24 protein-coding genes are annotated in these 24813 nt (G+C 76.3%); 10 read left to right on the top strand and 14 right to left on the bottom strand.

Annotation, left to right across the window (positions count from 1 at the left end):
* Nucleotides 1–119 precede the first annotated feature (119 nt).
* Nucleotides 120–1202: an NB-ARC domain-containing protein gene (locus tag ACSNN9_RS20085; protein WP_436674877.1), complete on the top strand. Its 1083-nt coding sequence runs from the start codon at nt 120–122 to the stop codon at nt 1200–1202.
* Here ACSNN9_RS20085 and ACSNN9_RS20080 read toward each other — a convergent pair.
* The 6 genes from ACSNN9_RS20080 to ACSNN9_RS20055 all read right to left on the bottom strand — a co-directional run bounded on the left by ACSNN9_RS20080 (nt 1168) and on the right by ACSNN9_RS20055 (nt 10068).
* Nucleotides 1168–1770, bottom strand: a complete 603-nt coding sequence (locus ACSNN9_RS20080) for a hypothetical protein (protein WP_436674876.1) — start codon at nt 1768–1770, stop codon at nt 1168–1170. The genes ACSNN9_RS20085 and ACSNN9_RS20080 overlap by 35 nt on opposite strands.
* Nucleotides 1771–1810: 40 nt before the next feature.
* On the bottom strand, nt 1811–2725 hold the full coding sequence (locus ACSNN9_RS20075; RefSeq protein WP_436674875.1) for a hypothetical protein: 915 nt from the start codon (nt 2723–2725) through the stop codon (nt 1811–1813).
* A 146-nt stretch (nt 2726–2871) separates the two neighbouring features.
* Nucleotides 2872–4095, bottom strand: a complete 1224-nt coding sequence (locus ACSNN9_RS20070; protein WP_436674874.1) for a glycosyltransferase — start codon at nt 4093–4095, stop codon at nt 2872–2874.
* Nucleotides 4096–4225: 130 nt separating this feature from the next.
* Nucleotides 4226–5596 (bottom strand): glycosyltransferase family 2 protein, encoded by a 1371-nt coding sequence (locus ACSNN9_RS20065; RefSeq protein ID WP_436674873.1) that lies wholly within the window; start codon nt 5594–5596, stop codon nt 4226–4228.
* A 311-nt stretch (nt 5597–5907) separates the two neighbouring features.
* Nucleotides 5908–6696 carry a DedA family protein gene (locus ACSNN9_RS20060; protein WP_436674872.1) on the bottom strand — a complete coding sequence of 263 codons (789 nt, stop codon included), beginning with the start codon at nt 6694–6696 and terminating at the stop codon, nt 5908–5910.
* Nucleotides 6697–6795: 99 nt separating this feature from the next.
* Nucleotides 6796–10068, bottom strand: coding sequence for a BTAD domain-containing putative transcriptional regulator (locus tag ACSNN9_RS20055; RefSeq protein WP_436674871.1), 3273 nt, complete (start codon nt 10066–10068; stop codon nt 6796–6798).
* 169 nt (nt 10069–10237) lie between these two features.
* Here ACSNN9_RS20055 and ACSNN9_RS20050 point away from each other — a divergent pair, with 169 nt between their 5' ends.
* Together ACSNN9_RS20050 and ACSNN9_RS20045 are read left to right on the top strand one after the other, a co-directional pair.
* Entirely contained in the window at nt 10238–11116 is an 879-nt protein-coding gene (locus ACSNN9_RS20050) for an alpha/beta fold hydrolase (protein WP_436674870.1), read from the top strand.
* A 197-nt stretch (nt 11117–11313) separates the two neighbouring features.
* Entirely contained in the window at nt 11314–12141 is an 828-nt protein-coding gene (locus ACSNN9_RS20045; RefSeq protein ID WP_436674869.1) for an MOSC domain-containing protein, read from the top strand.
* 6 nt (nt 12142–12147) lie between these two features.
* Here ACSNN9_RS20045 and ACSNN9_RS20040 read toward each other — a convergent pair whose 3' ends face one another.
* The 6 genes from ACSNN9_RS20040 to ACSNN9_RS20015 form a co-directional block, all read right to left on the bottom strand.
* Nucleotides 12148–13668 (bottom strand): protein kinase domain-containing protein, encoded by a 1521-nt coding sequence (locus ACSNN9_RS20040; protein ID WP_436674868.1) that lies wholly within the window; start codon nt 13666–13668, stop codon nt 12148–12150.
* Between the two features lie 91 nt (nt 13669–13759).
* Nucleotides 13760–13963, bottom strand: a complete 204-nt coding sequence (locus ACSNN9_RS20035; protein ID WP_436674867.1) for a hypothetical protein — start codon at nt 13961–13963, stop codon at nt 13760–13762.
* A gap of 2 nt (nt 13964–13965) precedes the next feature.
* Nucleotides 13966–15021 carry a LacI family DNA-binding transcriptional regulator gene (locus ACSNN9_RS20030; protein ID WP_436674866.1) on the bottom strand — a complete coding sequence of 352 codons (1056 nt, stop codon included), beginning with the start codon at nt 15019–15021 and terminating at the stop codon, nt 13966–13968.
* Nucleotides 15022–15159: 138 nt separating this feature from the next.
* The gene (locus tag ACSNN9_RS20025) at nt 15160–16008 is read right to left on the bottom strand and encodes an SAM-dependent methyltransferase (RefSeq protein WP_436674865.1); all 849 of its coding nucleotides are present in this window, start codon (nt 16006–16008) and stop codon (nt 15160–15162) included.
* 107 nt (nt 16009–16115) lie between these two features.
* Entirely contained in the window at nt 16116–17003 is an 888-nt protein-coding gene (locus ACSNN9_RS20020) for a helix-turn-helix domain-containing protein (RefSeq protein ID WP_436674864.1), read from the bottom strand.
* A gap of 126 nt (nt 17004–17129) precedes the next feature.
* A complete protein-coding gene (locus ACSNN9_RS20015) occupies nt 17130–17369 on the bottom strand; it encodes a DUF397 domain-containing protein (RefSeq protein ID WP_358087868.1) in 240 nt (79 codons plus the stop codon).
* Between the two features lie 258 nt (nt 17370–17627).
* Between ACSNN9_RS20015 and ACSNN9_RS20010 the strand changes: the two genes are divergently transcribed.
* Together ACSNN9_RS20010 and ACSNN9_RS20005 are read left to right on the top strand one after the other, a co-directional pair.
* Nucleotides 17628–18278, top strand: a complete 651-nt coding sequence (locus ACSNN9_RS20010) for a GGDEF domain-containing protein (RefSeq protein ID WP_357881210.1) — start codon at nt 17628–17630, stop codon at nt 18276–18278.
* Nucleotides 18279–18384: 106 nt separating this feature from the next.
* Complete coding sequence (locus tag ACSNN9_RS20005; protein WP_436674863.1) at nt 18385–19035, top strand: flavodoxin family protein; 651 nt, start codon at nt 18385–18387, stop codon at nt 19033–19035.
* A gap of 3 nt (nt 19036–19038) precedes the next feature.
* Here the strand turns inward: ACSNN9_RS20005 and ACSNN9_RS20000 are convergent, their stop codons facing one another.
* Nucleotides 19039–19521: a type II toxin-antitoxin system PemK/MazF family toxin gene (locus ACSNN9_RS20000; RefSeq protein ID WP_357881217.1), complete on the bottom strand. Its 483-nt coding sequence runs from the start codon at nt 19519–19521 to the stop codon at nt 19039–19041.
* Between the two features lie 88 nt (nt 19522–19609).
* Here ACSNN9_RS20000 and ACSNN9_RS19995 point away from each other — a divergent pair, with 88 nt between their 5' ends.
* The 5 genes from ACSNN9_RS19995 (at nt 19610) to prfH (ending at nt 23958) form a co-directional block, all read left to right on the top strand.
* Nucleotides 19610–20212 (top strand): DUF4291 domain-containing protein, encoded by a 603-nt coding sequence (locus tag ACSNN9_RS19995; protein ID WP_436674862.1) that lies wholly within the window; start codon nt 19610–19612, stop codon nt 20210–20212.
* Nucleotides 20209–20889, top strand: coding sequence for a hypothetical protein (locus ACSNN9_RS19990; RefSeq protein ID WP_436674861.1), 681 nt, complete (start codon nt 20209–20211; stop codon nt 20887–20889). The genes ACSNN9_RS19995 and ACSNN9_RS19990 overlap by 4 nt, the downstream gene beginning before the upstream one ends.
* 95 nt (nt 20890–20984) lie before the next feature.
* Nucleotides 20985–21947, top strand: a complete 963-nt coding sequence (gene blaOXA / locus ACSNN9_RS19985) for a class D beta-lactamase (RefSeq protein ID WP_436674860.1) — start codon at nt 20985–20987, stop codon at nt 21945–21947.
* Between the two features lie 158 nt (nt 21948–22105).
* Nucleotides 22106–23281, top strand: a complete 1176-nt coding sequence (locus ACSNN9_RS19980) for an RNA ligase RtcB family protein (protein ID WP_436674859.1) — start codon at nt 22106–22108, stop codon at nt 23279–23281.
* A complete protein-coding gene (gene prfH, locus ACSNN9_RS19975) occupies nt 23278–23958 on the top strand; it encodes a peptide chain release factor H (RefSeq protein WP_436674858.1) in 681 nt (226 codons plus the stop codon). The genes ACSNN9_RS19980 and prfH overlap by 4 nt, the downstream gene beginning before the upstream one ends.
* On the opposite strand, the gene ACSNN9_RS19970 is transcribed toward prfH, so the two are convergent.
* The gene (locus ACSNN9_RS19970) at nt 23947–24633 is read right to left on the bottom strand and encodes a macro domain-containing protein (protein WP_436674857.1); all 687 of its coding nucleotides are present in this window, start codon (nt 24631–24633) and stop codon (nt 23947–23949) included. The genes prfH and ACSNN9_RS19970 overlap by 12 nt on opposite strands.
* Nucleotides 24634–24813 lie beyond the last annotated feature (180 nt).

Raw genomic sequence — 24813 nt, 5'->3', positions numbered from 1 at the left:
GGGCGAGCATGAGCTGGCCGCGCAGCCGCTCCCGCAGTGGATACCGTCGCACCAGCCCGGTCAGCTCGCCGACCACCCCGCCGCCGCACGCTTGGTCGGTCCCACCGGCCACCCGGCCGGTGGTCGGCAGGCCGGCGGAACTGCCGCCGCCGGTGGCGGACTTCGTGGGGCGCGGGGCGGAGGTCGACGCCCTCCGCGCCGCGCTGACGGGTGGTCCGCGCCCCGTGGCGGTCGTGCACGGTCGCGGCGGGACCGGCAAGACGGCGCTCGCGCTGGAGGTGTCGCACGCGCTCGCCGGGCGATTCCCCGACGGCCAGCTCTTCGCCGAACTCGGCGACCGGGATCCGGCGGAGGTGCTGGGCGGGTTCCTGCGGGCGTTGGGCGTCGAGGAGGCGAGCCTGCCGGCGTCGCCGCAGGAGCGTGGGGCCCGCTACCGCAGCCTGCTCGACGGCCGGCGGCTGCTGGTGGTGCTGGACGACGCGCGGGCCGAGGCGCAGGTGGCCCCGCTTCTGCCGGGCGTCCCGGGGTGCGCCGTGCTGGTCACCAGCCGTGCCCGGCTGGGGGTGCTGGCCGGGGCGGACCGCCACCGGCTGGGGACACTGCCGGCGCGCCACGCCGTGGAGCTGCTGTCGCGCACCGCCGGGCCCGACCGGGTCGCCGCCGAGCCGGCCGCCGCGCGCCTGCTGGTGGCCCGCTGCGGGCACCTGCCCCTCGCGGTGCGGATCGCGGGGGTACGGCTGGCCGCGCGGCCACGCTGGCGGCTCGGCCGAATGGTCCGGCGGCTGCGGGACCCCGGCCGGCGCCTGGACGAGCTGGCCGCCGCCCACCTCGACGTGCGGGCGAGCCTGGCCCGCGACCACTCGGCGCTCGACGCGCCGCTGCGGCGGGCCCTGCGGGTCGCGGCGCTGCTGCCGTACGCCCCCTTCGGACCCGCCGAGCTGGCCCGCCGCCTCGACGTGCCGCCCGACCTGGCCGAGGACCTCGCCGAGGCGCTGGCCGAGGCGGGCCTGCTCGACGTGGTCGACGACGACGGGGCGACCTACCGGCTCGACGGCCTGGTCCGGGCGTACGAGCGCGAGCGCGCCGAAGGGCTGCGCCGCGCGTGTGCCTGCGCCGTGCGGCCGGAGCACCCGGGCGGGGGCCGTGTGGCCCCCCCCCGGTCCGCCGTCACACGCAGGGCCCGCCCCAGTAGTGCGAGCTGATCTCGTTGTCGGCCGGGGTGCCGTCGTTGAACACCTCCCAGCCGAGGGTGAAGTCCTGCCAGTAGTCGCCGTGGTCCAGGCACATCCGGCCGCCCCGGTAGAACGTCTCGACGTGCATGTGTACCGCGCTGACCTCCGGGACGTAGAACCCGTTGTTCCAGACCGAGGTCGCCATGTTGTCGAGGCCGTAGTATCCGCCGCAGTCCCACCGGCCGCCGGTCCCACCGCCGCCCGCGTTACCCCAGTTCTTCTCCGTTCCCTCCCAGGCGCACCACTTGCCCTGGAAGTTGGCGTGCTCGTAGGCGTAGAACCAGCCGTCGGCCTCGGCGGCCGAGGTGCTGCCGGCGGTGGACCCCGCCCGGCCGGCCGTCCCGGCGACCGCCGGGGCCTTGTAGGGCAGCTCGACGTGTTCGGCGGGGCCGTCCCGGTCCGGCTCGGCCGCCGCCGCGGGGCCGGACCGGGCCGCCGCCGGAGCGAATCCGGGCGTCGCCGACGCGGTGCCCGGCGCGACGGCCAGCAGCGTCACGAGCGTCGCGACGCCCGCCATGAGCGTGTACAGGCGTTTCATCTGTTCCTCCTTCTCGGCCCGGCGACGGTCGCCGGGCCGGTCATCGGTCTTCGGATGCGGCGACGACGGCCCGGGCCCGGGGCAGCGCCGCCCGTTCGAGCCGGTCCCGCGTCGCCACGTCCTGGCGGTGGGCCGCCGCCAGGTCCGCGTCGTGCCGGGCGTCCAGGGCCCGGGCGGTGGCGGCCAGGCCGCCCTCGGCGCACCGCGCCTCGGCGACGGCGGCGGCGACCTCGGCCGCGCGTCCCCGGTCGGCCACGTGCTCGCGCAACTGCCCGGGCGTGTCGACCGGGTACCCCCGCTGCCGCAGGCACTGCGACCATGGCCGCAGCGCCGCCGTCCAGGCGGGGTCCGCGAGCACCCGACGCTCCCGCAGGGACGCCAGCTGGGCCACCACCTTGCTCGAGCGGTACCAGGCGGCCAGGTCGCCGTAGAGCCGCTGCCACGCCTGCGCGGTGCAGCCCTCGGCGCTGTGCCGGATGACGCCCCCGGACGGCAGCCGCGCCTCCAGGCCCTCCGGGCGGGCGCCGTTGAGCGCGACCAGCGCCGCGGCGCGCCGGTCCCGGGGCAGGGCGGCGAAGTACCGCTGGTTGGGGTCGGTGAGCCGGCGGGCGTTCGCCGCCTCGATCAGGTCCGTGCCGAACCCGTGCGCCCGGGCCCACCCGACGTCGTCGACGACGTACGGGAACACGCGCGGTTCGTCCGTCCGCTTCGGCGGGCCCAGCCACAGCTGGAAGCCCGCACGGTTCATGCACTCCCTGGTCAGGAGCTGTTCGGCCCGGTCCAGCACGCGCCGGTCGTCGGCGGTGACCGCGACCGGGGGGACCGGCGCGGGGCCGGGGGACGGCGGGGTGGCCGACGACCCGGTCAGGGGCGACGCGGCCACGAGCGCGGCGGCGACGGCCAGGGCCGCCCACCAGCCCCGCCGCAGCGGCCCGGTCGTTCTCCGTACTCGCATGGGGCGAGCACACCAGTGGCGGGTACCGATCCCGTACCGCCGCCGTACCCGCCGACGCCCGGCGTGGCGGAGCCCGGCACCGGCTCACGGCCCGAGGTGCCGCGCACCGCCGGCACCCGGCGGGTGATCCGCCGGCGCCAGGGGGCTCAGGCCGGCAGGGTGGCGGTCAACCGCTGCGCGGCGACCTGCGCCCCGTCGGCGCGGATGACGGCGGCGAACGCGCGGGCGCGGGCCGCCACCTCGGGCCGCAGCGCGGCGCCGAGAGCCGCGGTCAGCGACTCGGCGGTCGGTACCGCGCCGGGGTGTGCGGTGCCGATGCCGAGCGCGGACACGCGTCGCGCGAAGTAGTGCTGGTCGTAGACCTGCGGTATGACGACCTGTGGCGTCCCGGCCCGCGCGGCCGTGGTCGTGGTGCCCGAGCCGCCGTGGTGGATCACCGCGGCCACCTCCTTGAACAGCGCCTGCTGGTTCACCTCGCCGACGACCAGGCAGTCGGGTGCCCGGTCGGTGAGCGTGAGTGGCGCCCAGCCCCGCGAGACGACCAGACGGCAGCCGACCGCGCGCACCGCCCGGATCGCCGTCTCCAGCAGGCCGGGGGGCGTGGCGACACTGCCGAATCCGACGTAGACGCACGGTCCACCGGCGTCCAGGAAGGTCCTCAACTCGGTGGGCAGGGGCCGCTCGTCCGGCAGGAGCCAGGCGCCCGGTTGATAGACGGCCGTGCCGGCGGCGTCCGGCCAGGGCGCCAGCGTCGGGTCGGTGGCCAACCACGGCTGGTCGGTGTGGATGTGGTCGCTGACGTCGTCGACCGGGGCCAGTCCCAATCCCGCCCGGAGCGCGTTGAGCGGCACGCCGAAGGTGTCGTTGACCTGCCGCAGGTTGGCGGCCCACAGTTCGTCGTTGTCGGCCGACGCGGGCGGCGGCGCCTGCCCGAGCAGTGGCAGCGGCAGTGGCGGGTGGTGTGGTGAGGGCAGGGCCGCCGGGCAGAGCGCCGCGAAGACGTACGGTATGCCCCGCTTCTCCGCCACGGTACGGGCGGCGATCTGCAGGCCGGTCGACGCGACGAGGACGTCACAGTCCCGGGCCGCCGCCGACAGCACCTCGAACTGGATGCCGATGGAGGACGCGGCCAGCTGACGTACCTGCGCCGGCGAGGGACGGGGCGCGGCGCGCGGCCTGGGCGCCGCGGACCTGCGCCAGGGCGGGCCGACGGGCACGAAGGGAATCTTGAAGGTCGCCACCCACCGGGCGAAGTCCGGCGGGGCGCAGAGGCGGACCTGCAGGCCGAGAGCCTTCAGCCGCGCCGCCAGCGCCACCAGGGGCTGGACGTCGCCGCGCGACCCGAGGGTCGACAGCAGTACGCGCTTCATGTTCGCCTTTCCGTCTGTTGCGGCGGATCCGGGCGCGGCGTGACGGGGCCGGGACACCTGCGGCGGGCCTGGCTGCACCGTCGATCCACCAGCCCGGCGCCGGGGAGCGCCCCGGCGCCGGTGCCGTGGGTCACGCCCTGGCGGCGACCGGGCCGGGCGTGCGGCGCGCGGCGCTGGTGACGGGCCGGCGGGCCCGCAACGTCAGCACGTCGCCGAGCCCCTCGACCGCGCGCAGCTCGGCCGCGTACTCGGCGGCCTGTGCCTGGCGCAGGTAGTCCAGCGTCTGCGGGTCGGCGGCGCACATCCCGGGCGTCGAATCGGCGGTGGCCACCAGGTGGACCTCACCGGCCAGCGCCACCGAGGCGGAGATGAACTGGCAGAGTTCCGGCCACAGGAGGTATCGCCAGAAGTCGACGCTGACCACCGCGTCCAGGCTGCCCGGCGGCATGGGCGGGGCGACGCCGAGCAGGTGGAAGTTGGTCGGCCCGATGGGTGCGGAGTAGTCGAAGGTGAGCGCCGAGGCGGGCAGCCCCGACTCGGCGCGGCCGGTGCCTATCCAGAGCACCCTGGGTCCCCGCAACTGGCCGGCGAGGCGCGCGGCCGCGGGCCCGATCGCGCAGGCCGACCGCTCGACGCACTCGTCGATGAGCGCCCGGTAGTGCAGGATCCGCCGGATCGCCTCGTACCCCATGACCGCGGTGAGGAACTCCCACTCCAGGCAGGAGTACGTCTTGGCCGCCTGCTGGAAGTTGGCCTTCATCTCCATCCAGTTGCGGGTGATGTTCTTGTGGTGCGGCAGGTGGACGACCCGGGCCTCGTCGTCGTAGCCGAAGTTGACGCCGTCCGGCAGGCTCCGGTCCACGCGGTAGAACAGCTCGACGTCCTCCACGCCGTAGCTCAGGCCGAACGCCTCGCGGTAACCGCCGACCTGCGCGAAGAGCGAGGTGGCGAGTGAGATGTTGTGCGTGTAGGCGACCACCCAGCCGGCCCGCAGCCAGGCGCCGTCGTCGTCCGGGAGTCCCGTCGCGAACCGCAGGTCGCCACCGTGTGGGAAGGCCCGCGCGATCGTGTGCGACTCCCCGGCCAGCACGGCGGGCAGGTCCGCGAGGCCGATCTCGTCCCGCCGGCCGATCAGCACCGCCGCGTTGCCGGGGGTGCTGTGCCACGCCAGGTGCCTCTCCAACAGGTCGGGCACCGCCCACGAGTCGGCGTCGAGGAAGACCAGCACGGGCGCGGAGGCACGGCGCGCTCCTTCGTTGCGGGCGACGGAGCGGCCCTTGCGCCGGGGGAGCTCCAGCATCCGCAGGCGGAGGCCGGCGCCTTCGGCGAGAGCCTGGGCGTACCCGTCGGACGAGCCACCGTCGCGGACCACGATCACTTCGAAGCGTTCCGGCGGCAGGGTCTGCCGGGTCAGCGCCCGCAGGGTCAGCGCGAGGCACTGCGGATCCTGATAGGTCGGCATCACCACGCTCAGCGCCGGGCGGATGGTGGGCAACGACATGGCGATCCTCTCCGTCGGACGAACGTGCCATCGGAGTTCAGCGAAGTAGCCAGAGGATAGCGTTCCGCAAGGTTTCCTTATTACATGAATAGGGGTCGATAGGGGTACGACTGTCCTCTCACGACAGTCGTCGCGTCGGCCGGACGCACGCGCGCTCGCCGACCGTCGGCGGGACCGTCGACGCGCCACCGCCCGGCCGACTCGGGTGACCCGGCAGGTCGGGGCTGGACGGTCCCCGCCCGAGAGTCCCGAGGGGGTCACCGACGGGATCCGGACCGGGCGTGGTGGCACCGGCCCTGGCTACGTCCGGCTCAGCGCGACAGGCCGCGGTCCGGGGCCTGCCCGTCGGAGTAGGCGCTGCGGTAGATCGTGCCCCGACCCGTCGGGTCCGGCGCGTACGGCAGCGGGGCGGGCTCGACGGCCTCCGCCGCGCCGCGCCGGGCCCGGATGATCCGGGAGACCACGAACCAGCCGGCGGCGGCCACGCAGGCGACGATGACGACCTTCTGCAGCACGCCGGCGTACCCCTCCACCAGGTGCCAGTTGTCGCCGAGCAGGTAGCCGGCCATCACGAAGGTGGTGTTCCAGATGAGGCTGCCGAGCGTCGTGTAGACCGCGAAGGTCCACACCGGCATCCGCTCCACGCCGGCCGGGATGGAGATCAGGCTGCGGAAGATCGGAATCATCCGGCCGAAGAAGACGGCCTTCACCCCGTGCCGCAGGAACCACTCCTCGGTGCGGTCCACGTCGCTGAGCTTGACCAGCGGCAGCCGCTGCGCGATCGCCCGCACCCGCTCCCGGCCGAGCGCGGCGCCGATCCAGTACAGCGCGAGGGCGCCGAGCAGCGAGCCGAGGGTGGTCCAGAAGATCGCGCTGACCACGCTCATCCGGCCCTGGCCCGCGACGAAACCGGCCAGCGGCAGGATCACCTCGCTGGGGATCGGCGGGAAGAGGTTCTCCAGGGCCACGGCCAGACCCGCGCCGGGGCCGCCGAGCCGCTCGACCAGGCCGATGACGAAGCCGATCAGTCCGTCCTCGGGCGGCGCGGCCTCCGCGGTGGTGGAGCCGGAGGCGAGCAGGGCGTGCGCGGTACGAATCATGGCTCACACGCTACGAACCGATCCTGGGAGTCCGCCACGGGGCCGGCCCTCCCGTTCGGCGGACGCCCGGGTGGGCAGACCGCAGGGCCGCCCGCCTCTCTACCGTGCGGCCCGCGCGGCGACCGCGCGGGCGGTCCGGCGGTGCGCGGCGGCCTCGTCGGGCCGCCCCAGCGCGGCGGCGAGGTCGGCGAGGTGCCCCGCCACCGGGCCGAGGGCCACCACGCCGCTGCCCGCGCCGGCCAGCTCCCCGGCGGCGGGGGCGAGCGCGGCGTACGCCCGCCGCATCGTGGCGTGGTCGTCGAGGGCGAGGGCGGCGCGGGCGGCAAGGCAGATCCGGGCCTCGCGCAGCAGGTCGTGCGGCGAGTCCGGCAGGACGCGCAGCGCGGCGGCGGCCTCGCCGCGACGGCCGGCGGCGAGCAGGACCAGGGGACGCGCCCAGGGTTCGTACGGCCCGAAGTCCGCCCCGGCCCCGGCGACGCCCTCCTCCCGCGGCGCGGACGGCCGCAGGCACAGCAGCGCCAGCGCGAGCAGGCCCCGCTCCATGCCGGGCATCCCGCTGCCGGTGAGCCGGGCCTGCGCCGCCCGGTAGGCGGCCTCCGCCTCGTCCGGGTGCCCGTCGATCGCCAGTCGCAGGGCGGCGTACCAGCCGGTGAAGACGCCCACCAGCGGCAGGTCGTACCGCTCGGCGAGGCGGTCGGCGGCGGCCGCGTGCGCGTCCGCGGCCCTGAGGTCGGCCAGCGCGCAGCGCGCCTGGAGGAGGACGAGATGGCCGAGGACCTCGACACTCACCAGCCCGTGCCGGTCGGCCAGCTCGACCAGCTCGGCGCCGATGCGGGCGCGCTCGGCGGCGAGGCCGGCCCGGCCGAAGGTGTGCAGGAAGCGGGCGTTGAGCGCGTGGGCGAGCAGCGCCGGGTGCGACAGCCGCCGGGCGATCGCCTCCGCCTCGCACGCCGCCCGATGACCACGGTCGGTGGTGGTGCCGCGCAGTTCGAGGGCGAGGGTGCTCAGCAGCCGGCTGCGCCGTCGCGGCTCGTCGTCGCCGAGCGCGGCCAGCGTCCGCTCGGCGGCCCGGACGACCTGGCGGGAGAGGTGTTCGTCGTCGTTGCGGGTCCAGACGGCCGGGACGTCGAAGGCGGTGAGGACGCCCTCGGTCAGGGTGGCGTCGTCGAGCCCGGCGGCGGTGGTGAGCGCCGTGGACCGCAGCCGTCGCGCCTCGTCGAGGTGGCCGGTGACGGCGAGCGCGCGGCCCAGCCCCATGACCGCGTCCAGCCGCCCGCGTACGTCGCCGTCGCCGGCCCGGTCGTGGGCGGCGAGCGCCTGCCGCCACAGGCGGGCCGCCTCGTGCGGGTGGAAGCGCCGTTCGGCCCGCTCGGCCGCCGCCCTGGCGTAGCGCGCGGCGCGGGGCGCGGTGGCGCGGCTCGCCGCGAGGGCGAAGTGGTGGGCGAGGGCGGCGACGTCCCGCGGGTGCAGCCGCTCGATCGCCTCACCGGCGGCGGCGTGCCAGCGAGCCCGGCGGGGCGCGGACAGGTCGCCGTAGAGGGTGTCGCGCACCAGGATGTGGGTGAACCGCAGTCGCCCGCCGGCGCCGTGCTCGGTGAGGAAGCCGGCCGCCAGGGCCAGGTCCAGGTTGTCGAGGACCCCGGTGGCATCGCCGGCGAGGGCGACCAGCACGTCCGGGTCGACGTCCCGGCCGAGCACGGCCGCCTGCCGCAGCAGGGTCCGTGCCGCGTCCGGCAGCCCGGTCAGCCGATGGCGGATGACGTCGCGTACGCCCGCCGGAACCTCGTGCGGGGCCGCGCTGTCCCCGGTGGCGAGCAACCGCGCCAGTTCCCGGACGAAGAACGGGTTGCCGCCGCTGCGCTGGTGGATCAGGCGCACCACGGGCGGGTCCAGGTCCCGCCGGGCGGCGCTGCGCGCCAGGTCGCCGGTCGCGGGCTCGGCCAGACCGCCCAGGTGCACCCGGACCGGTTCGAGGCGGGCGATCCGGGCCAGCGCGGCCGTCAGCTCCGGGGTGATCTCGGCGGTGCGGTACGTGCCGACGATCAGCACCGGCCCGGTCACCGGCTCCGGCTCGCCGACCAGGGCGGTCAGCAGGTCCAGGGTGTCGGCGTCGGCGCGGTGCAGGTCGTCGACGACGAGCAGCACCGGCCCCCGGTCGGCCACCGCCGAGACCAGCGAGGCGGCGGCGCGGCGCAGCCGGAAGCGGGCCACCGCGGGGTCCGCCTCCGGGCCCGCCCCGTCGGGCTCCGGCTGCGCGGCACCGGGGGCGGACGCGGTGAGCGCGGCGGTGATCTGGGCCCACGGCCAGGCGACCGGAGCGCCCTCGTACTCGGGGCTGCGGCCCCACGCGCTCGTCCAGCCGGCGGCGGCCAGGTCCCGGGCGAGGGCGTCGGCGAGCGCCGTCTTGCCCGCGCCGGGCTCACCGGAGACGAGGGCGAACCCGGGCGTGCCCTGCCGGGCGACGTGGGCGGCGGCCTGCCGCAGGGCGGTCAGCTCCTCGTCCCGGCCCACGAACGGGCGCTCGTCGGGCGGCGCCACCGCGACGGTCCGCGCGGGGGTGCTCACCTCGGCGACCGTCCCGGGCGGGATCAGCTCCGGCGCCTGGGCGAGGATGTCCGCCTCCAGTCGACGCAGCCGGGGGCCCGGATCCACGCCGAGCTCCGCGACCAGGGTGGCGCGGGCCTGCCGCAGCGCGGCCAGTGCCTCACCCTGGCGACCCGACCGGTAGAGGGCGGTGGCCAGCAGCCGCCAGGCGTCCTCCCGCAGCGGGTGGTCGGTGGTCTGGGCCCGCAGTCCGGAGGCGGCCTCGGCGGCCCGGTCGAGCGCCAGCAGCGCCTCCGCCCGCCGCTCGACGGCCAGCATCCGCAGCTCGTCGAGCCGGTCGATCTCCGCGCGGGCCCAGGGCTCCCCCGCGAACTCCGCGTACGCCGGACCGCGCCACAGGCCGAGAGCGTCGTCCAGGCGGCCCAGCGCGGGCGCGGCGCCGCCCGCCGCGAGCAGCTCGCCGGCCTCGCCGACGGCCGCCTCGAACCGCCAGGCGTCCACCGCGTCCGGAGCCGCGCGCAGCGAGTAGCCGGGCGGGGCGGTCACCAGCAGGCGGGCCGGTTGCCGGGGTGCCCGGCCCGGTTCCAGGATGCGGCGCAGGTCGGCGACGAACGTCCGGATCGCCCCCACCGCGCCGTCCGAGGGCGTCTCCCACAGGTCCCCGACGAGCCGCTCGACCGGCACGACCCGGCCCCGGGCGACGAGCAGGCGGGCCAGCACGGCCCGGTGGCGGGGGCCCTTCAGCGCGACGGGACCGGCGTCGCGCACCGCGCGCACCGGCCCCAGCACGCCGAAGGCCACCGCGTCCGCCGCCGGCTGCCTGGTCATGGCACCAATCTAGGCAGGTCCCGGCGGGCAGGCGCCCGCGGCCGGGTCCGCGCGCCGCTCATCCGTTGCTGACCGGGCGCTGATCGCCACCGGGCACGCTCGGTGCCGGACGACGTGGTCCCCGGACCACCACATTGGCCGCGAGGGCGGCGCCACAGGAAGGCCCACCATGAACCCGACGATCAGCGGATTCGACCGCCGGCGCGTCACCGTCGCCGACGGCGTGACGCTCAGCGCGGCCGTCGCCGGCTCCGGCAGCCCGATCGTGCTGCTGCACGGCTTCCCGCAGACCCACCTCATGTGGCGGCACGTCGCCGCCGACCTCGCCGCCGACCACACCGTGATCTGCCCGGACCTGCGGGGCTACGGCGACAGCGACAAGCCGGCCGACCCGGACGGGACCGCGTACTCGAAGCGGACCATGGCCGCCGACGTCGTCGCGCTCGCCCGGGCGCTGGGGCACGAGCGGTTCGCGCTCGCCGGGCACGACCGTGGCGCCCTGGTCGCCGTCCGCGCCGGCCTGGACCATCCCCGGGCGGTCACCCACCTCGCCGCGCTGGACGTGCTGCCCACCCTCGACATGTGGGACGTCATGCGCGGCACCACCGCCGCCGTCGGCTTCCACCTCTACCTGATGGCCCAGCCGCCGGGCCTGCCCGAGCAGCTGATCGGGGCGAGCCCGGACGCCTTCTTCGGCCACTTCCTCGACGCCTGGACCCGCAACCCGGACGCCATCCCCGCCGAGGTGCGGGCGGCGTACCTGCGGGCGTCGCGGGAGGCGGTCGCCTCCATCGTCGCCGACTACCGGGCCTCCGCCGGGATCGACGTCGAGCACGACCGCGCCGACCGGGCCGCCGGCGCCACGCTGCGGATGCCGGTGAGCGTGCTGCAGCAGGACTGGGGCGCCGCCCTCGGCTACGACGCGGCCGGGCTGTGGCGGGCCTGGGCGCCGGACCTGGAGCACCGAACCGTCACCTGCGGTCATTTCATGGCCGAGGAGGCGCCGACCGAGGTCGTCGGGACCCTGCGCGCCCTCCTGGCCAGGTAGCGCCGCGGCGGGCGGCCACCGGCCGGTCCCCCCGCCCGGGTCCCGGTCCGGCCCGGTCGTCGGGGCCGCCCGCCGCGTCCGCCGGGGCGGCCGGGTTCCGGCAACCTCACTACCCTGGCGTACGTGACGACGCACACCAGGTACGCCGGCGCGGCCCCGATCCGGGTCGCGGCCTCCCGCCGAGGGACGGCGGCACGGTGACCGGCCGGCTGGCGCAGCTGTGGCGCTACCCGGTTAAGTCGATGCTGGGCGAGCGGCTGCCCGCCGCCGACGTCGGCCCGGCGGGGGTGGCGGGCGACCGGCGGCTGGCCCTGCGGCACCGGGACACCGGGCGAGTGGCCAGCGCGAAGCACCCCCGGCTCTGGCGCGCCCTGCTCACGCTCCGCGCGGCCGGCGCCGCACCCGACGCGATACGGATCACGCTGCCCGACGGGCGTGCCCTGTCCAGCGCGGACCCCGACGTCGACGAGGTGCTCTCCCGGGTGCTCGACGTCCCGGTGACGCTGATCGACCGGCCGCCCGCCGGGGCGGTCCTGGACCGGGCCGACCCGGACGCGGTGCTGGCCGCCGGTGTCGCCGGCGAGGTCCCGGTCGACGCCAACCCGCTCGGGGCGGCGGCGCCGGGCACCTTCTTCGACTTCGCCCCGGTGCACCTGGTCACCACGGCCACCCTGGCCCGGGTGGCCGCCGCGCTTCCGGGCGGCACCGTCGAGGCGGTCCGCTACCGGCCCAACCTCGTGCTCGACGTCGACGTGGACGGCTTCGCCGAGAACGACTGGGTCGGCCGTGAGCTGCTGATCGGTCCCGAGCTGGTGCTGCGGGTGCTCGCCCCGACCCCGCGCTGCGCCGTGCCGACCCTGGCGCACGGGTCGCTCCCCCGGCGGGCCGAGGCGCTGCGCGTCCCGGCCCGCCTCAACCGGGTCGCGCCGCTGCCGCAGCTGGGCCCGCAGCCGTGCGTGGGCGCGTACGCGCAGGTGGTGCGAGGCGGTCGGGTGGAGCAGGGGTCCGTGGTCGAGGTCGGCTGAGCCGCCTCAGTCATCGTCGTCGTCGTCGCGCGACGTCGTGTCGACGCGGTCGAGCAGGGCGTCGAGGCGGGCCGCCGTGTCGGGCGGGAGCTGCCCCTCCTCGGCTGCTTCGGCGAGGCGTTCCCGCAGCTGTTCGACCCGCTTGGCCCGGTCCTTCGGCTTGCCCCGGCTCAGCTCGGCGAGCTTGTCCCGCAGCCCCTCGACCGTCTTGCGGTCGATCTCGCCGCGGGCCTGCGCCCAGGCGAGCACCGCGGCGAACTCGGCGGCGATCTGCCGCAGGCCGACCGGGTCGGGCCGCGTGGTCACCGGCGGCGGGGCCGAGGTGGTGGCCGGTGGCGGCGTCGGCTCGGCCGAGATCGGGTCCCCGGCCGGCGTGCCGGTGGCGGGGGCCGCCACCGGTGGCGGGCCCGGACCGTCGCCGAGGACGAGCGCCCCGACGAGCCCGACGAGCAGCGCGACGCCGACGGCGACCAGCACGGTGAGGGACCTGTCCCGGGGCGCCCCCGGCCCACGGGTCGGGGCGGCGCGGCCGGCCACGGGTTGCCGCCCGCCCACCGGGGCGGGGTACGGCACCCCGGCGCGGCCGGCGCCGACGGGCCTCGGGTCCGGCGGCGGCGAGCGGTCGATCAGGGTCGGCGGGTGCGCCGCGCCGGCGGGCAGGGTCGGCAGGATGGCCGTGGCCGGGTCGGCCGGGGCCCCCGCGCCGAAGCGGGCGGAGAGCTGGGCCGCGCTCGGCCGGCGCGCCGGGTCGGTGGCGAGGCAGGCCAGGGTCAGCTCGGCGATGTCGGCCGGCAGCCCGGGGACCCGCGGGGGCGGCACCGGCGGGTGCCCGGCGTGCACCTCCAGCGCGTCCTCCCAGGTCTGTACGGGCAGTGGGGCCCGGCCGGTGAGGGTGCGGTAGAGCAGCGCCCCGAGGGCGTAGACGTCGCTGGCCGGGTCCGGCGGGCCGGGCCGCATCCGCTCCGGGGCGAAGTAGGCGGGGGTGCCCATCAGCAGCTCGCCGGTCTGCCCGGCGCGCGGGTGGTGCGGCCCGGCGAGCGCGGCGATGCCGAAGTCGAGCACCTTGGCGCCGGTCTCGGTGAGCATGACGTTGCCGGGCTTGACGTCGCGGTGCACCACGCCGATGCGGTGGGCGGCGGCGAGCGCGGCGGCGACCTGACCGGCCACCCGCACGGCCTCCGGCCACGGCAGCGGGCCGGCGGCGAGCCGGTCGGCGAGGTTGCGCCCCTCCACCAGCTCCATCACCAGGTACGGCACGACCACGCCGCCGCCCAGGCTCGCCTCGCCGTAGTCGTACACCTGGGTGACGTGCGGGTGGGTGAGCCGCGCGGCGGCGCGGGCCTCGCGCTGGATGGTCGCCCGCAGCTGCGGGTCGGTGGCGAACTCCCGGGTGAGGGCCTTGACCGCGACGGGGCGGTGCAGCACCTCGTCGTCGGCGCGCCACACCTCGGACATCCCGCCGAGACCGATGCGCTCGCGCAGGACGTACCGGTCGTGCAACCGCAGGGTGGGCGAGAACGGCGACATAGCCGTTCAGTCTGCCCTGCCGGCGGGCGCGGCCACCAGCCGCGTGCCGGTCGTCGCGGGTCGGGCGGCGACGGCCGGCACGCGGCGACGGTCAGGAGCAGCGCGGCGCGCCGGCGACCGGTGCCGGCTGGATCCGGTCGGCGAGCCGGCGCAGGACGTCGGCGGCGATCAGCCGGGTGGGGGCGAGCGGCGCGACGCGGGGCCGCTCCAGGCGGACGGGGGCGTCCGGCCGGGCGGAGTTGACGTGCCGGGTCACCGCGTCGACGGCGAGGACGAAGCCGGTGGGCTGTTCCATGGTCAGCTCCTTGGGACGGGTCCGGTGGTGGACCGGACGACGAGTGCGGTGGGCAGCAGGACGTGGCCGGCCGCCGGATCGGCGGGCGGGTCGAGCAGGAGTCGGGCGGCGATGCGCCCCTTCTCCTCGGCGGGTTGCCGCACGGTGGTGAGGCCGGCGGTGGCGGCCTCGGCGATGTCGTCGAAGCCGGTGACCGAGACGGGCGGCCGGCCGGCCTCGGCGAGGGCGTCGAGGACGCCGAGGGCGAGTACGTCCGCGCAGGCCAGCACCGCCGTGGGCGGTTCGGGGGCGGTGAGGGCGTCGGCGACGGCCGTGGCCCCGGCCGACCGGCTGTTGTCGGTGGCGGCGAGCACGGTCAGCTCGGACCAGGCGACGCCGACCTCGGCGAAGGCGTCGGCGAACCCGGCGAGCCGTGCCCGGGTGGTCGGGTGGGCGACGTCGGCCACGCCGGCGAGGCGCAGTTCGCCCGGGGCCGCGCCGGGCCGGACGCCGTCGCCGAGCAGGGCGACCCGCCGGTGCCCGAGTTGCGCCACGTGCGTGGCGACGGCCCGGGCGGCGGCCCGCTCGTCGATGCCGACGTAACGGTCGTCGGGGCCGGCGTCGTCGCGGGGAGCGGTGGTGACGACGGGCAGGTTGCGCTCGCGCAGCACGTCGACGACCCAGCCCTCGTCGCCCACGCAGTAGACGCAGAAGCCGTCGACGGCGGCGTTCTCCACCGCCCGCCGCGCGGCGGCCTCGTCGGCCGGCAGCGGCACGAGCAGCAGGCTGGTGCCGTGCCGCTCGGCCGCCTCGGCGACGCCGGCCAGGAAGCGGACCGCGAAGGGGTCGGTGAAGGCGTACGACAGCCGCGACTCGAAGAGCACCCCGATGGCGCCGACGTAGCCGCGCCGCAGCGACCGGGCGGTGGGGTTGGGGCCGGGGTAGCCGAGCTGCCGCGCGGCGTCGAGGATCCGCTGGCGCAGCGCGGCGGAGAGCTGGTCGGGCCGGCTGTAGGCGTTGGAGACGGTGCTGCGGGACACGCCGACGGCGTCCGCGACGGCCTGCAGGGTCGGCTTCACCGCGTCTCCTCTGCATCGATTCAGACTGGATCGATACAGAGACTAGGCGGCGGGGGCCGCCCTCGTCAACGCCGCACGGCGGGCGCAACGAAACCACCCCGCCCGGTCGGGCCGGACGGGGTGGTCGGAGACGGGCGGTCAGGGCTTGCGGGCCACCGCTCCGTACATGCTGATCTCGGCCGCCGACGGGCGCGGCTGCGGGGCGTCCTCGGCCCGCCAGTCGGCGACCGAGGTGAGGCCCGGCTCCACCAGCTCCAGCCCGTCGAAGAACCGGGCGAACTCGGCCCGGGTGCGCAGGTTGATCAGGCCGTGCGGGCTGCCGCCCCGGGCCGCCGCCTTCGCCTCCTGCGCCACCTCCGGGGGAAGGTGGTCGTGGGTGGCGTGCGAGGCGGCCAGGTAGCTGCCGGACGGCAGCGCGTCGAGCAGCCGGCCGACCACGGCGTACGGGTCGTCGTCGTCGCCGACGAAGTGCAGGATCGCGACCAGCATCAGCGCGACCGGCCGGGACAGGTCGATGGTGCGCAGCAGGTCGGGGTGGCGCAGGATCCGCTCCGGGTCCCGCAGGTCGGCGTCGATGTAGGCGGTGGCGCCCTCGGGGGAGCTGGTCAGCAGCGCCCGGGCGTGCGCGAGCACGATCGGGTCGTTGTCGACGTAGACCACCCGGGACTCGGGGGCGACCGCCTGGGCGACCTCGTGGGTGTTGTCGGCGGTCGGGATGCCGGTGCCGATGTCGAGGAACTGGCGGATGCCCGCCTCCCGGGCGAGATGACGCACCGCCCGCTGGAGGAAACGGCGGTTCTCCAGGGCGGCGGTGCGGATGGTCGGGAAGGACGCCGCCACCGCGTCGCCGGAGTCCCGGTCGGCCTGGAAGTTGTCCTTGCCGCCGAGCCAGTAGTTGTACCGGCGGGCGGGGTGGGCCACCGAGGTGTCGATGCGGTCGCTCGGGTGGGCGGGGCCGGTCGTCGTACCCGGGGCATCGGTGGTCAAGGCAGCCTCCACGACTCTGCGCCGCCCGCGACCGGGGGCGTCCGTCCACTGTCGCCGGTCGGCGACCATGGTAGCCGCACCGCCCTCCGGGCGAGGCCCCGCGGCGGTCACCCCGGGTAGAGGTCGTCCAGGATCCCGCCGAGGATCTCCGGCGTACGCTCCGGCGGTTCGGCCTCCACGCAGAGCCGCTCCATCGCCACCGCGTAGTAGTCGAGGTCGTCGCGCTTGTCGAGGTAGAGCGCGCTGGTGAGCTGTTCGATGTAGACGATGTCGGGCAGCTCCCGGTCGCCGAAGCGCAGGATGGTGAACGCCCCGCCCGCGGCGGCGTGCCCACCGGCGGCGAACGGGATGACCTGGAGCCGGATGTTCGGCGACTTGGTCGCCTCGATCAACGCCGCCACCTGCTCGCGCATCACCCGCGGGCCGCCGATCGGCCGACGCAGCGCGGCCTCGTCGACCACCGCCCAGAGCTGCGGCGGATTCTCGCGGTGCAGCAACCGCTGCCGCTGCATGCGCAGGGCGACCCGGCGCTCGATCTCCGCCGGCGCGGCGCGCCCGTGCCCGAGCAGCACCACCGCCCGGGCGTACTCCCGGGTCTGGAGCAGACCGGGGACGAACTGGACCTCGTAACTGCGGATGAGCGCGGCGGCCGCCTCCAGGCCCAGGTACGACTGGAACCAGTTCGGCAGCACGTCACCGTAGCGGTGCCACCAGCCCGGGCTGTTGGCGTCGCGGGCGAGCTTGAGCAGCGCCTCCCGCTCCGCGGGCGCGGTGACGCCGTAGAGCGTGAGCAGGTCCGCGACGTCGCGCTCCTTGAAGCCGACCCGGCCCAGCTCCATCCGGCTGATCTTCGACTCCGAGGCGCGGATCTCCCAGCCGGCGCCCTCCCGGCTCACCCCGCTGGACTCGCGCAGCCGGCGCAGCTGGGCGCCGAGCAACATGCGCAGCACGGTCGGGCCGGTCCCCGGACCGCCCTCGGCGGGACCCACCGTCACAGCCGACCTCCACATGCGGTTCGTGCCGGCCAGGTACCCCCGCGCGGCCGACGTGTAAGCATGCCATGAACCGTGAGTGAGGTGAACTTCCTCGGTGCGGACAGTTCGTCCGTCGGCCGGACGCGGTCAGGCGATCAGATTGTCGAAGTCGCCGTCGCGGGCGCCGAGCACGAAGGCGGCGATCTCGTCCACCGTGTAGATCAACGCCGGCCCCTCGGGGTGCCGGGAGTTGCGCAGGGCGATGCCGGCGCCGCCGGGCAGCTCGGCCAGCTCGACGCAGTTGCCGCTGGGGTTGCTCCGGCGGCTCTTCTGCCAGTCGAGCGGGGGCAGCTGGGTGGTGGGAACGCCGTTCGGAGGCTGCTGCATGGACGTCTTTCTCTCGCGAGCCCCGGCGACGCCGGGCAGTGGTGCCTGCTCAGGGGCGCACGGCATCGACGAAGGGCTTCCTGCACGTGCATCTGCTATTGCATCTGCATCGGACAGCGAGCATGATAACGCACGTGAACGGTTCCCATCTGTTCACTCAGAGTCACCCCACCTGGGCTGCCACCAGGAAGGACGGGACCCGGGCGTGGGTGCGGACCGCCGCGCGCCGGGCGCAGACACGTGGTGATGGGAGGTCTCGTGCCGGATCCGATGACCATCGCGTCCGGCATCTGTGCGGCCGGGGCGCTCGTCACCTCCTGGCAGTTGCGGCGGCGCGCCATCCAGGCCGAGGCTGAGATCGGGCACCTCCAGGCCGAGCTCGCCGCCGAGCGGCACGCCGCCAGCCACGACCCCCTCACCGGCCTGCCCAACCGCCGCGCGTTCTACCGCCTGGCCGCCACGCTGCTCACCGACGCGGCCGGGCAGCCGCTGATCGCCGTGGTGCTCGACCTCGACGACTTCAAGCAGATCAACGACCGCTACGGGCACGCCGCCGGCGACCAGGTGCTGGTCAGCGTCGGCCAACGGCTCGCCGCCTTCGCCGGGGACAACCTGGTCGCCCGGCTCGGCGGCGACGAGTTCGCCGGGCTGCTGGCCAGCCCGACGATCGACCGGCGGTGGATCGAGCACGCCACCCGGCGGCTCTGCGACAGCCTCGCCGCGCCGATCCCGCTGGGCGGGCTCAGCGTCCGGGTGACCGCCTCCGTCGGGCTCGCCCCCGTCACCGGGCCGGCGCAGCTCACCGAGGCCCTGGACCGGGCCGACGCCGCCATGTACCGGGCCAAGAGCCTCGGGGTGGCCCGCCCGCCCCGGCAGCTCGTCGACACCGCCCACCTGGCGGAGTGCTGAGCGCCATCCACCACCGGCCCCGCCACGACGCGTCTGGACGTGTCTCGCGCCGGTTGCCGGGTATGCCGGCCGCGTCAGCGCCGCGCCGGCCGAGAGGGGAAACACCGTGGCGAGCATCCGGGCCCTGGTCCTGAACTGCACCCTCAAGCGGTCCCCCGCCCCGTCGAGCGCCGAGGTGCTCGGGCGCGAGGTGCTCGACGCCCTCGCCGCACAGGGCGTGGCGGGCGACCTGGTCCGCGTCGTCGACCACGACGTGCGGTTCGGGGTCTCCACCGACGAGGGCGACGGCGACGGCTGGCCCGCCATCCGGTCCAGGCTGATGGCCGCGCAGATCCTCGTCCTCGCCACGCCGATCTGGCTCGGCCAGCCCTCCGCCGTGTGCAAGATGGTCCTCGAACGGCTCGACGCCGAGCTCTCCGAGACCGACGCCGAGGGCCGGCTGCTCACCTACGGCAAGGTGGCCGGGGTCGCGGTCGTCGGCAACGAGGACGGCGCGCACCACACCATCGGCGAGGTGCAGCAGGCCCTCAACGAGGTCGGTTTCACCTGCCCCGCGGCGGGTGCCACCTACTGGGTCGGCGAGGCGCTGCACAAGGTGGACTACATCGACGCCCGGCCCAAGCCCGACACCACGGGACGCACCACGAGGGCGCTGGCGCTCAACAGCGCGCACCTGGCCCGGCTCCTGGCCGAGCAGCCGTACCCGCCGCCGGACGCCCGCGCCGCCGGGGTCGGCCCGAGCCGCGAGCCGGCCTGACGGTCAGCGCCAGCCGTAGCCGGCGCGCAGGGCCTGCCCGACCCGGTCAAAACGGGCCCGGTCCAACACCGCGCCCTCGCGGCGGATGCTGTCCTCGCGCATGGTCAGCACGCGGTCCAGCCGCACCCAGCTCGGCCGGTTGTCCCGGTCCCACTCGCCCGGGCCGAGCGCGAGCCAGTGCCGCTGGCCGTCGCGCTCACTCTGACTGGACAGCATCAGCCCGAACAGCGTCCGGCTGTGCCGGCCCACCACCAGCACCGGGCGGTCCTTGCCCTGGCGGGGGTCGTCCTCGTACGGCACCCAGGTCCAGACGATCTCCCCCGGGTCGGCGTGCCCGTCGAGTTCCGGGGCGTACGCCAGTTGCCGGCGCTGCAACGCGGCGACCTGGCGGGGGCGGGCGACCTGCGCCGGGCCGGGCCGGGGCCGGCGCGGCGACGGGATGACGCCGCCGATGCGGGCCGCCACGCTCCTGAGAAGTCCTGCCACGACCGGCAGCCTATCCCCCGCTGCGGGCGCCGGCCCGGGCGGGACAATCCGGTGGACCGGGCCCGGGTGGTCGGTCAGGATCGGCGCCATGCCGGTTCCCCTCCACCAGGTCCGTGCCCGTCACACCGCCGACACCGTGACCGTGTACCAGGCGTACCCGCCGGAGATCGCCCGCCCGGCGCTGGCCGCCGGCCGCTTCGTGCCGCCGTTCAGGCGGGAACGGATGACCTGGATCAAGCCCTCGTTCCGCTGGATGATGTACCGCTGCGGCTGGGCCACGAAGCCCGGGCAGGAGCGGGTGCTGGCCGTCGAGATCACCCGCGCCGGCTTCGAGTGGGCGCTGGCCAACTCGTGCCTGAGCAGCTTCGACCGCGACCGCCACCCGGACCGGGAGACCTGGTCGCGGCGGCTACGGGCCAGCCCGGTGCGGGTGCAGTGGGACCCGGAGCGGTCGCTGCGCCTGGCCCCGCTGCCGCACCGGTCCCTCCAGGTCGGGCTCTCCGGCGAGGCGGTGCGGCGCTACGTCGACGAGTGGCTGGTCGGCCTCACCGACGTGACCCCGACCGCCCACGCGGTACGCGCGGCGCTCGACGCCGGCGACGACGCCGCCGCCGAGGCGCTGCTGCCCCCGGAGCGCCCGTACCCGCTGCCGGCCGACGTGGCCGCCGTGGTCGGGGCGACGGCGCCGTGACGGAGCCGGGCGCCGGGCCGCTCCGGCCCGCCTCCGCACGCCACCTGCCGCTGCTCCAGCCGGTCCTCGAGGTGGGTCCCCTCGACCCCCTCCCGTCCTGGCCGGTGGCCGACGTCGGGCCGTGGCTGGCGCTCTCCGGTGCCCTGACCGCCGCCGAGGTGGGCGCCGCCGTGGCCCGGATCGCGGCGTACAACCACCTCGACGACCGCACGGTGTGGCCGGGGGACGACGATCCGCTGACCGCCGTGCTGCCGGTGGCGGCGGCCGGCCCGGAGCCTGGCGCCCTGGTGGTGCCCGGCGGCCTGCGCCTCACCGACCCGGGCACCGGGGCGCGGGTCGACCCGGGCTGCTGCAGTGACCTGAACGACTGGCGCGAGTGGTACCGGATCCCGGCGGGCGCCTCGCCGGACCTGGGCCACGATCCCGACCCCTGGGTGGAGCGCCGGCCGGGCGGCACGCTCCGGGTCTGGGCGGACGAGCAGGGCGGTTCCTGGGTGGACGTCCCCGTCGACGAGCTGACGAGACTCGTCGACGGCGTCCAGGTGGACCTGACCGGGTTCCTGCGGGCGCTGCGGAGCTGGGCCGAGGACGTCGTTCCCGCCGGTGCGGACGCGCTGGTCGCGAGCCTGGACCGGCACCTGCGGGTGTCGGGACCGGGTACCCGGCCCCGACCGTGAGCCGACCGGCGGTGCGGACGGCCGGGCGGCGCCGTACCCGCCCGGCACGTGCTTGACTGAGGCGTCGGTGCCGGCACGGGCGGGGGCGGTGGCAGGTGATCTTCGAGCTGCGGACGCGGGGCCCGGCCGCGGGGCCGACGGCGGCCGGCCCGAGCGGGCCGCCCGCCCGCTCCCGGCGGCGGGCCGCCGGCGCGGCGGCGCTCGCCCTGCTCCTGCTGGCCGGCGCGACCGGTTGCACCGGGAACAAGCCTCCGCAGCCCCCGCCGGCCGACGCCGCGTCCGCCACCGCCGGCACGGGTCCGTCCCCCACGCCGGGCACGCCGACGGTGGAGACCCGCGACGACCTGGCGGGGCTGTTCCGGCAGGCCGGCCTCCGGGGCACCTTCGTGCTGTACGACGTGACGGCCGGCCGCGTCGTCATGGTCGACCGGGAGCGGGCCGAACGCCGGCTCGTCCCCGCCTCGACGTTCAAGATCCCGCACAGTCTGATCGCGCTGGAGACCGGCGTGGTGCGCGACGAGCGGGAGAAGGTCCCGTACGGCGGCCGGCCGCAGCGCGTTTCCGCCTGGGAGCGGGACATGGGGCTGCGCGACGCGGTCCGGGTCTCCAACGTGCCGGTGTTCCAGGAGTTGGCCCGCCGCATCGGCCCGGACCGGGAGCGGGAGTGGCTGCGCCGGCTCGGCTACGGCAACGGCCAGGTCGGGCCGGTGGTGGACCAGTTCTGGTTGCGCGGGCCGCTGGAGATCTCGGCCGACGAGCAGGCGCGGTGGCTGGCCCGGCTGGCCCGTGGCGAGCTGCCGGCCGACCGGGGGCACCAGGCCACCGTCCGGGACATCCTGCGCCTGGAGCGCACCGCCGGGTACGCCCTCCACGGCAAGACCGGCCAGACGGACGCCACCGACCCGGGCACCGGATGGTGGGTCGGCTGGGTCGAACGCGGCGACCGGCTGTACTGCTTCGCGCTGAACGTGGACATCCGCGCGGACGGCGACGCCGACAAGCGCCTGCCGCTGGGCCGGCAACTGCTGCACCGCCTCGGCGCCCTGCCCACCGCCTGACGCGGCGGATAATCGTTTGCCGCACCCCGGGCGACTCCGCCATCGTGCGTCCATGACGTTCTGACGGGCAGCACCCCCGGCATCGAGGCGCGCGGCACCGAGCGGTGTCGTGATGCCGTCCGTCCGTCCGTTCCCGTTTCCGCGAGAAGCGAGCGTCCTTGTCTCAGCACCAGCCCCCGCGACGGTCCGCCCCGGCCACCGTCGCCGTGTTCGCCTCCCCCACCAGCTGGATCGAATCCGATGCCCTCGCCCAGTGCCAGCAGGTGGCCGCCCTCGACGGCATGATCCACGTCGCCGCCATGCCGGACCTGCACCCGGGCAAGGGCGCCCCCATCGGCGCCGCCATGGCGTCGACCGTGCTGTACCCGTTCCTGGTGGGCTCCGACATCGGCTGCGGCATCGCTGTGTTCCCCATCCGGCTCAAGCGGGCCGTGCCGGAACGGCTCGCCGCCCGGTTCCCCGACCTCGACCGCCCGCTCGACCCGGAGGCCGATGCCGACGACCCCGCCTGGGCCGTCGTGGCGGGCGACATTCCCGCCGGTCACGCCGAAGGGCTCGGGACGGTCGGCCGGGGCAACCACTTCGTCGAGCTGGCGCGCGTCGGGACGGTCTTCGAGCCGGGCCACGCGAGCCGGCTCGGGCTCGACGCCGGCGACCTCGTGCTCGTCGTCCACTCCGGTTCCCGGGGGCTGGGCGAGCGCATCCTGCGGGCGCACACCGAGGCCCACGGCGCGGGCCCCGCCCCTGATCCGGCGGCCTACCTGGCGGCGCACGACGAGGCCGTACGGTGGGGCTCGCTCAACCGGCGGCTGCTGGCCGCCCGGGTCGCCCACGCCCTGGGGACCGAGCCCACCGAGCCCGTCGTCGACCAGTGCCACAACCTGGTGGAGGTCCGCGACGGGGCCTACCTGCACCGCAAGGGCGCGGCGCCGGGCGACGGCCGCGACGTGCTCGTCGCGGGCACCCGGGGCACCCCCTCCTACCTGGTGGCCGCCCACGCCGGCCCGGACGCCAACCACTCGGTGGCGCACGGCGCGGGCCGCAAGATGTCCCACGCCGACGCCCTGCGTCGGAGCCGGGCCAAGCACACCGTGGAGGAACTGCGGCGTACCCCGGTGGGGTCGCTGGTGGTGTGCGGCGACCGTCAACTGCTCTTCGAGGAGGCGCCCACGGCCTACAAGCGCATCGAACGGGTGATCGCCGACCTCGTCGACCACGACCTGGCCACGCCCGTGGCCACCACGGTCCCCCTGGTCACCTACAAGACGCCCGACGTCGGGCCCACCGCCCGACCGGACCGCCGGGACGACCGCCGCAGGCGGGGCAAGCCGTGAGCCTCCATCTGCTCATGTCCGCCGGGCGCGGCCCGCAGGAGTGCGCCTGGGCGCTGGCCCGGCTGCTGCGGCGCCTGGAAGCCGAGGCCGCCCGACGGGGCGTGACCACCCACCGGGTCCACAGCGTGCCCGGTGACCGGCCCGACACCTACCGATCGGTCTTGGTCCGGATCTCCGGCGGCGACGCGGAGGCGTTCGCCGCCTCGTGGACCGGCACCCTGTGCTGGCAGGCTCCGAGCCCCTACCGGGCGAGCACCGGCCGGAAGAACTGGTACGTCGTCGCCCGACCGTGCCAGCTCGACAGCCCGGCCACCGCGTTCGCGGAGGCGGACGTGGACATCGTGCCCTGCCGCACCGGCGGCCCCGGCGGCCAGCACCGGAACAAGGCCAGCACGGCGGTGCGGGCCACCCACCGTCCCTCCGGCATCGTCGTCGTGGTCGACACCGAACGGCTGTTCAGCCTCAACCGCCGCCTCGCCCTGCAGTTGCTGCGGCAGCGCCTCGCGCACGGCGACGAGACCGCGGAGCGCGCCGTCGTCACCGCCCGGTGGCGGATCCACGACGAACTCGTCCGCGGCGACCCCGCCCGCGTCGAGCGTCCGGAACCGTCGGGGCGGGAGACGGCCCCGACGCGGCGGACGCGCCCCGCCCGCGGCTCGGCCGCGTCAGCCTCGTGACCGGCGGGAGCCGGGCGTCGTCGGCACCGTCACCCGCACGCGCTCGTCCTTCGGGCGGCTGCCGATGTCGTCGAGCTGCTCGCAGATGGTCCTGCGCAGGTCGTCGTAGTCGCGGAAGTGGTGGTCGTTGAACAGCGTGTAGCCGGTCCACATCAGGTTGGCGCAGACCCGTGCCGGCACCCGCCCGGTCGCCGCGCCCATGCCGACCAGCGCCACCGAGGCGATGCTGCCCGGCTCCCTATCGTTCTGGGCGTGGACGGCCTGGAACGCGGCGGCGCACGCCAGTGCCACGTTCAGCGTCTCGCTCACGTTCTGCGCCGACTGCTCCATGGTCGGGGTCGAGATCAGGAACCTGGGGTCGGTCGCCCCCGACGGCACGCAGACGGCGCTGCCCACCGGCAACGACCCGCCGAACTGGTCGCGGATCGCCCGCTGGACGCGCAGCTGGATCCCCGCCCCGAGATGCCGCTTGATGACCGCGTCGACGCCGCCGTCCATCCGCCCCCGGGAGTTGGTCGGGCTGACCCAGGCGTCGACGCGCCGGGTGAGGATCGAGCCCTGGTGGATTTCGACCTCGGGCGTGTCGGCGAAGGCCGCCCGCCACGCCTGCACCACCTTCGCGTTGACGTCTGTCAGCACCACCCTGAGCAGCGGCTTCTCACGGTCGACGGGCATGGCTCACTCCGGTGGGGAAGGGGTTCTCTCCGACGTGGATCACGCTATCGGGGCCCACCGACAACCTTCCGCGGCCCGGTGCCCGCGCCCGTCGCCGGCGGCGTGTTTGTCGCCCGCGGGCGGCAGAATGCCCCCACCTTGATCACCCGTGCCGTCGGACCGGCACGGGTGATCAAGGTG

The sequence above is a fragment of the Micromonospora sp. URMC 107 genome (assembly GCF_051386315.1).
GTDB lineage: Bacteria > Actinomycetota > Actinomycetes > Mycobacteriales > Micromonosporaceae > Micromonospora.
Note: the sequence above shows the minus strand (reverse complement) of the source record. Positions and strands in the feature narration are given on the sequence as shown.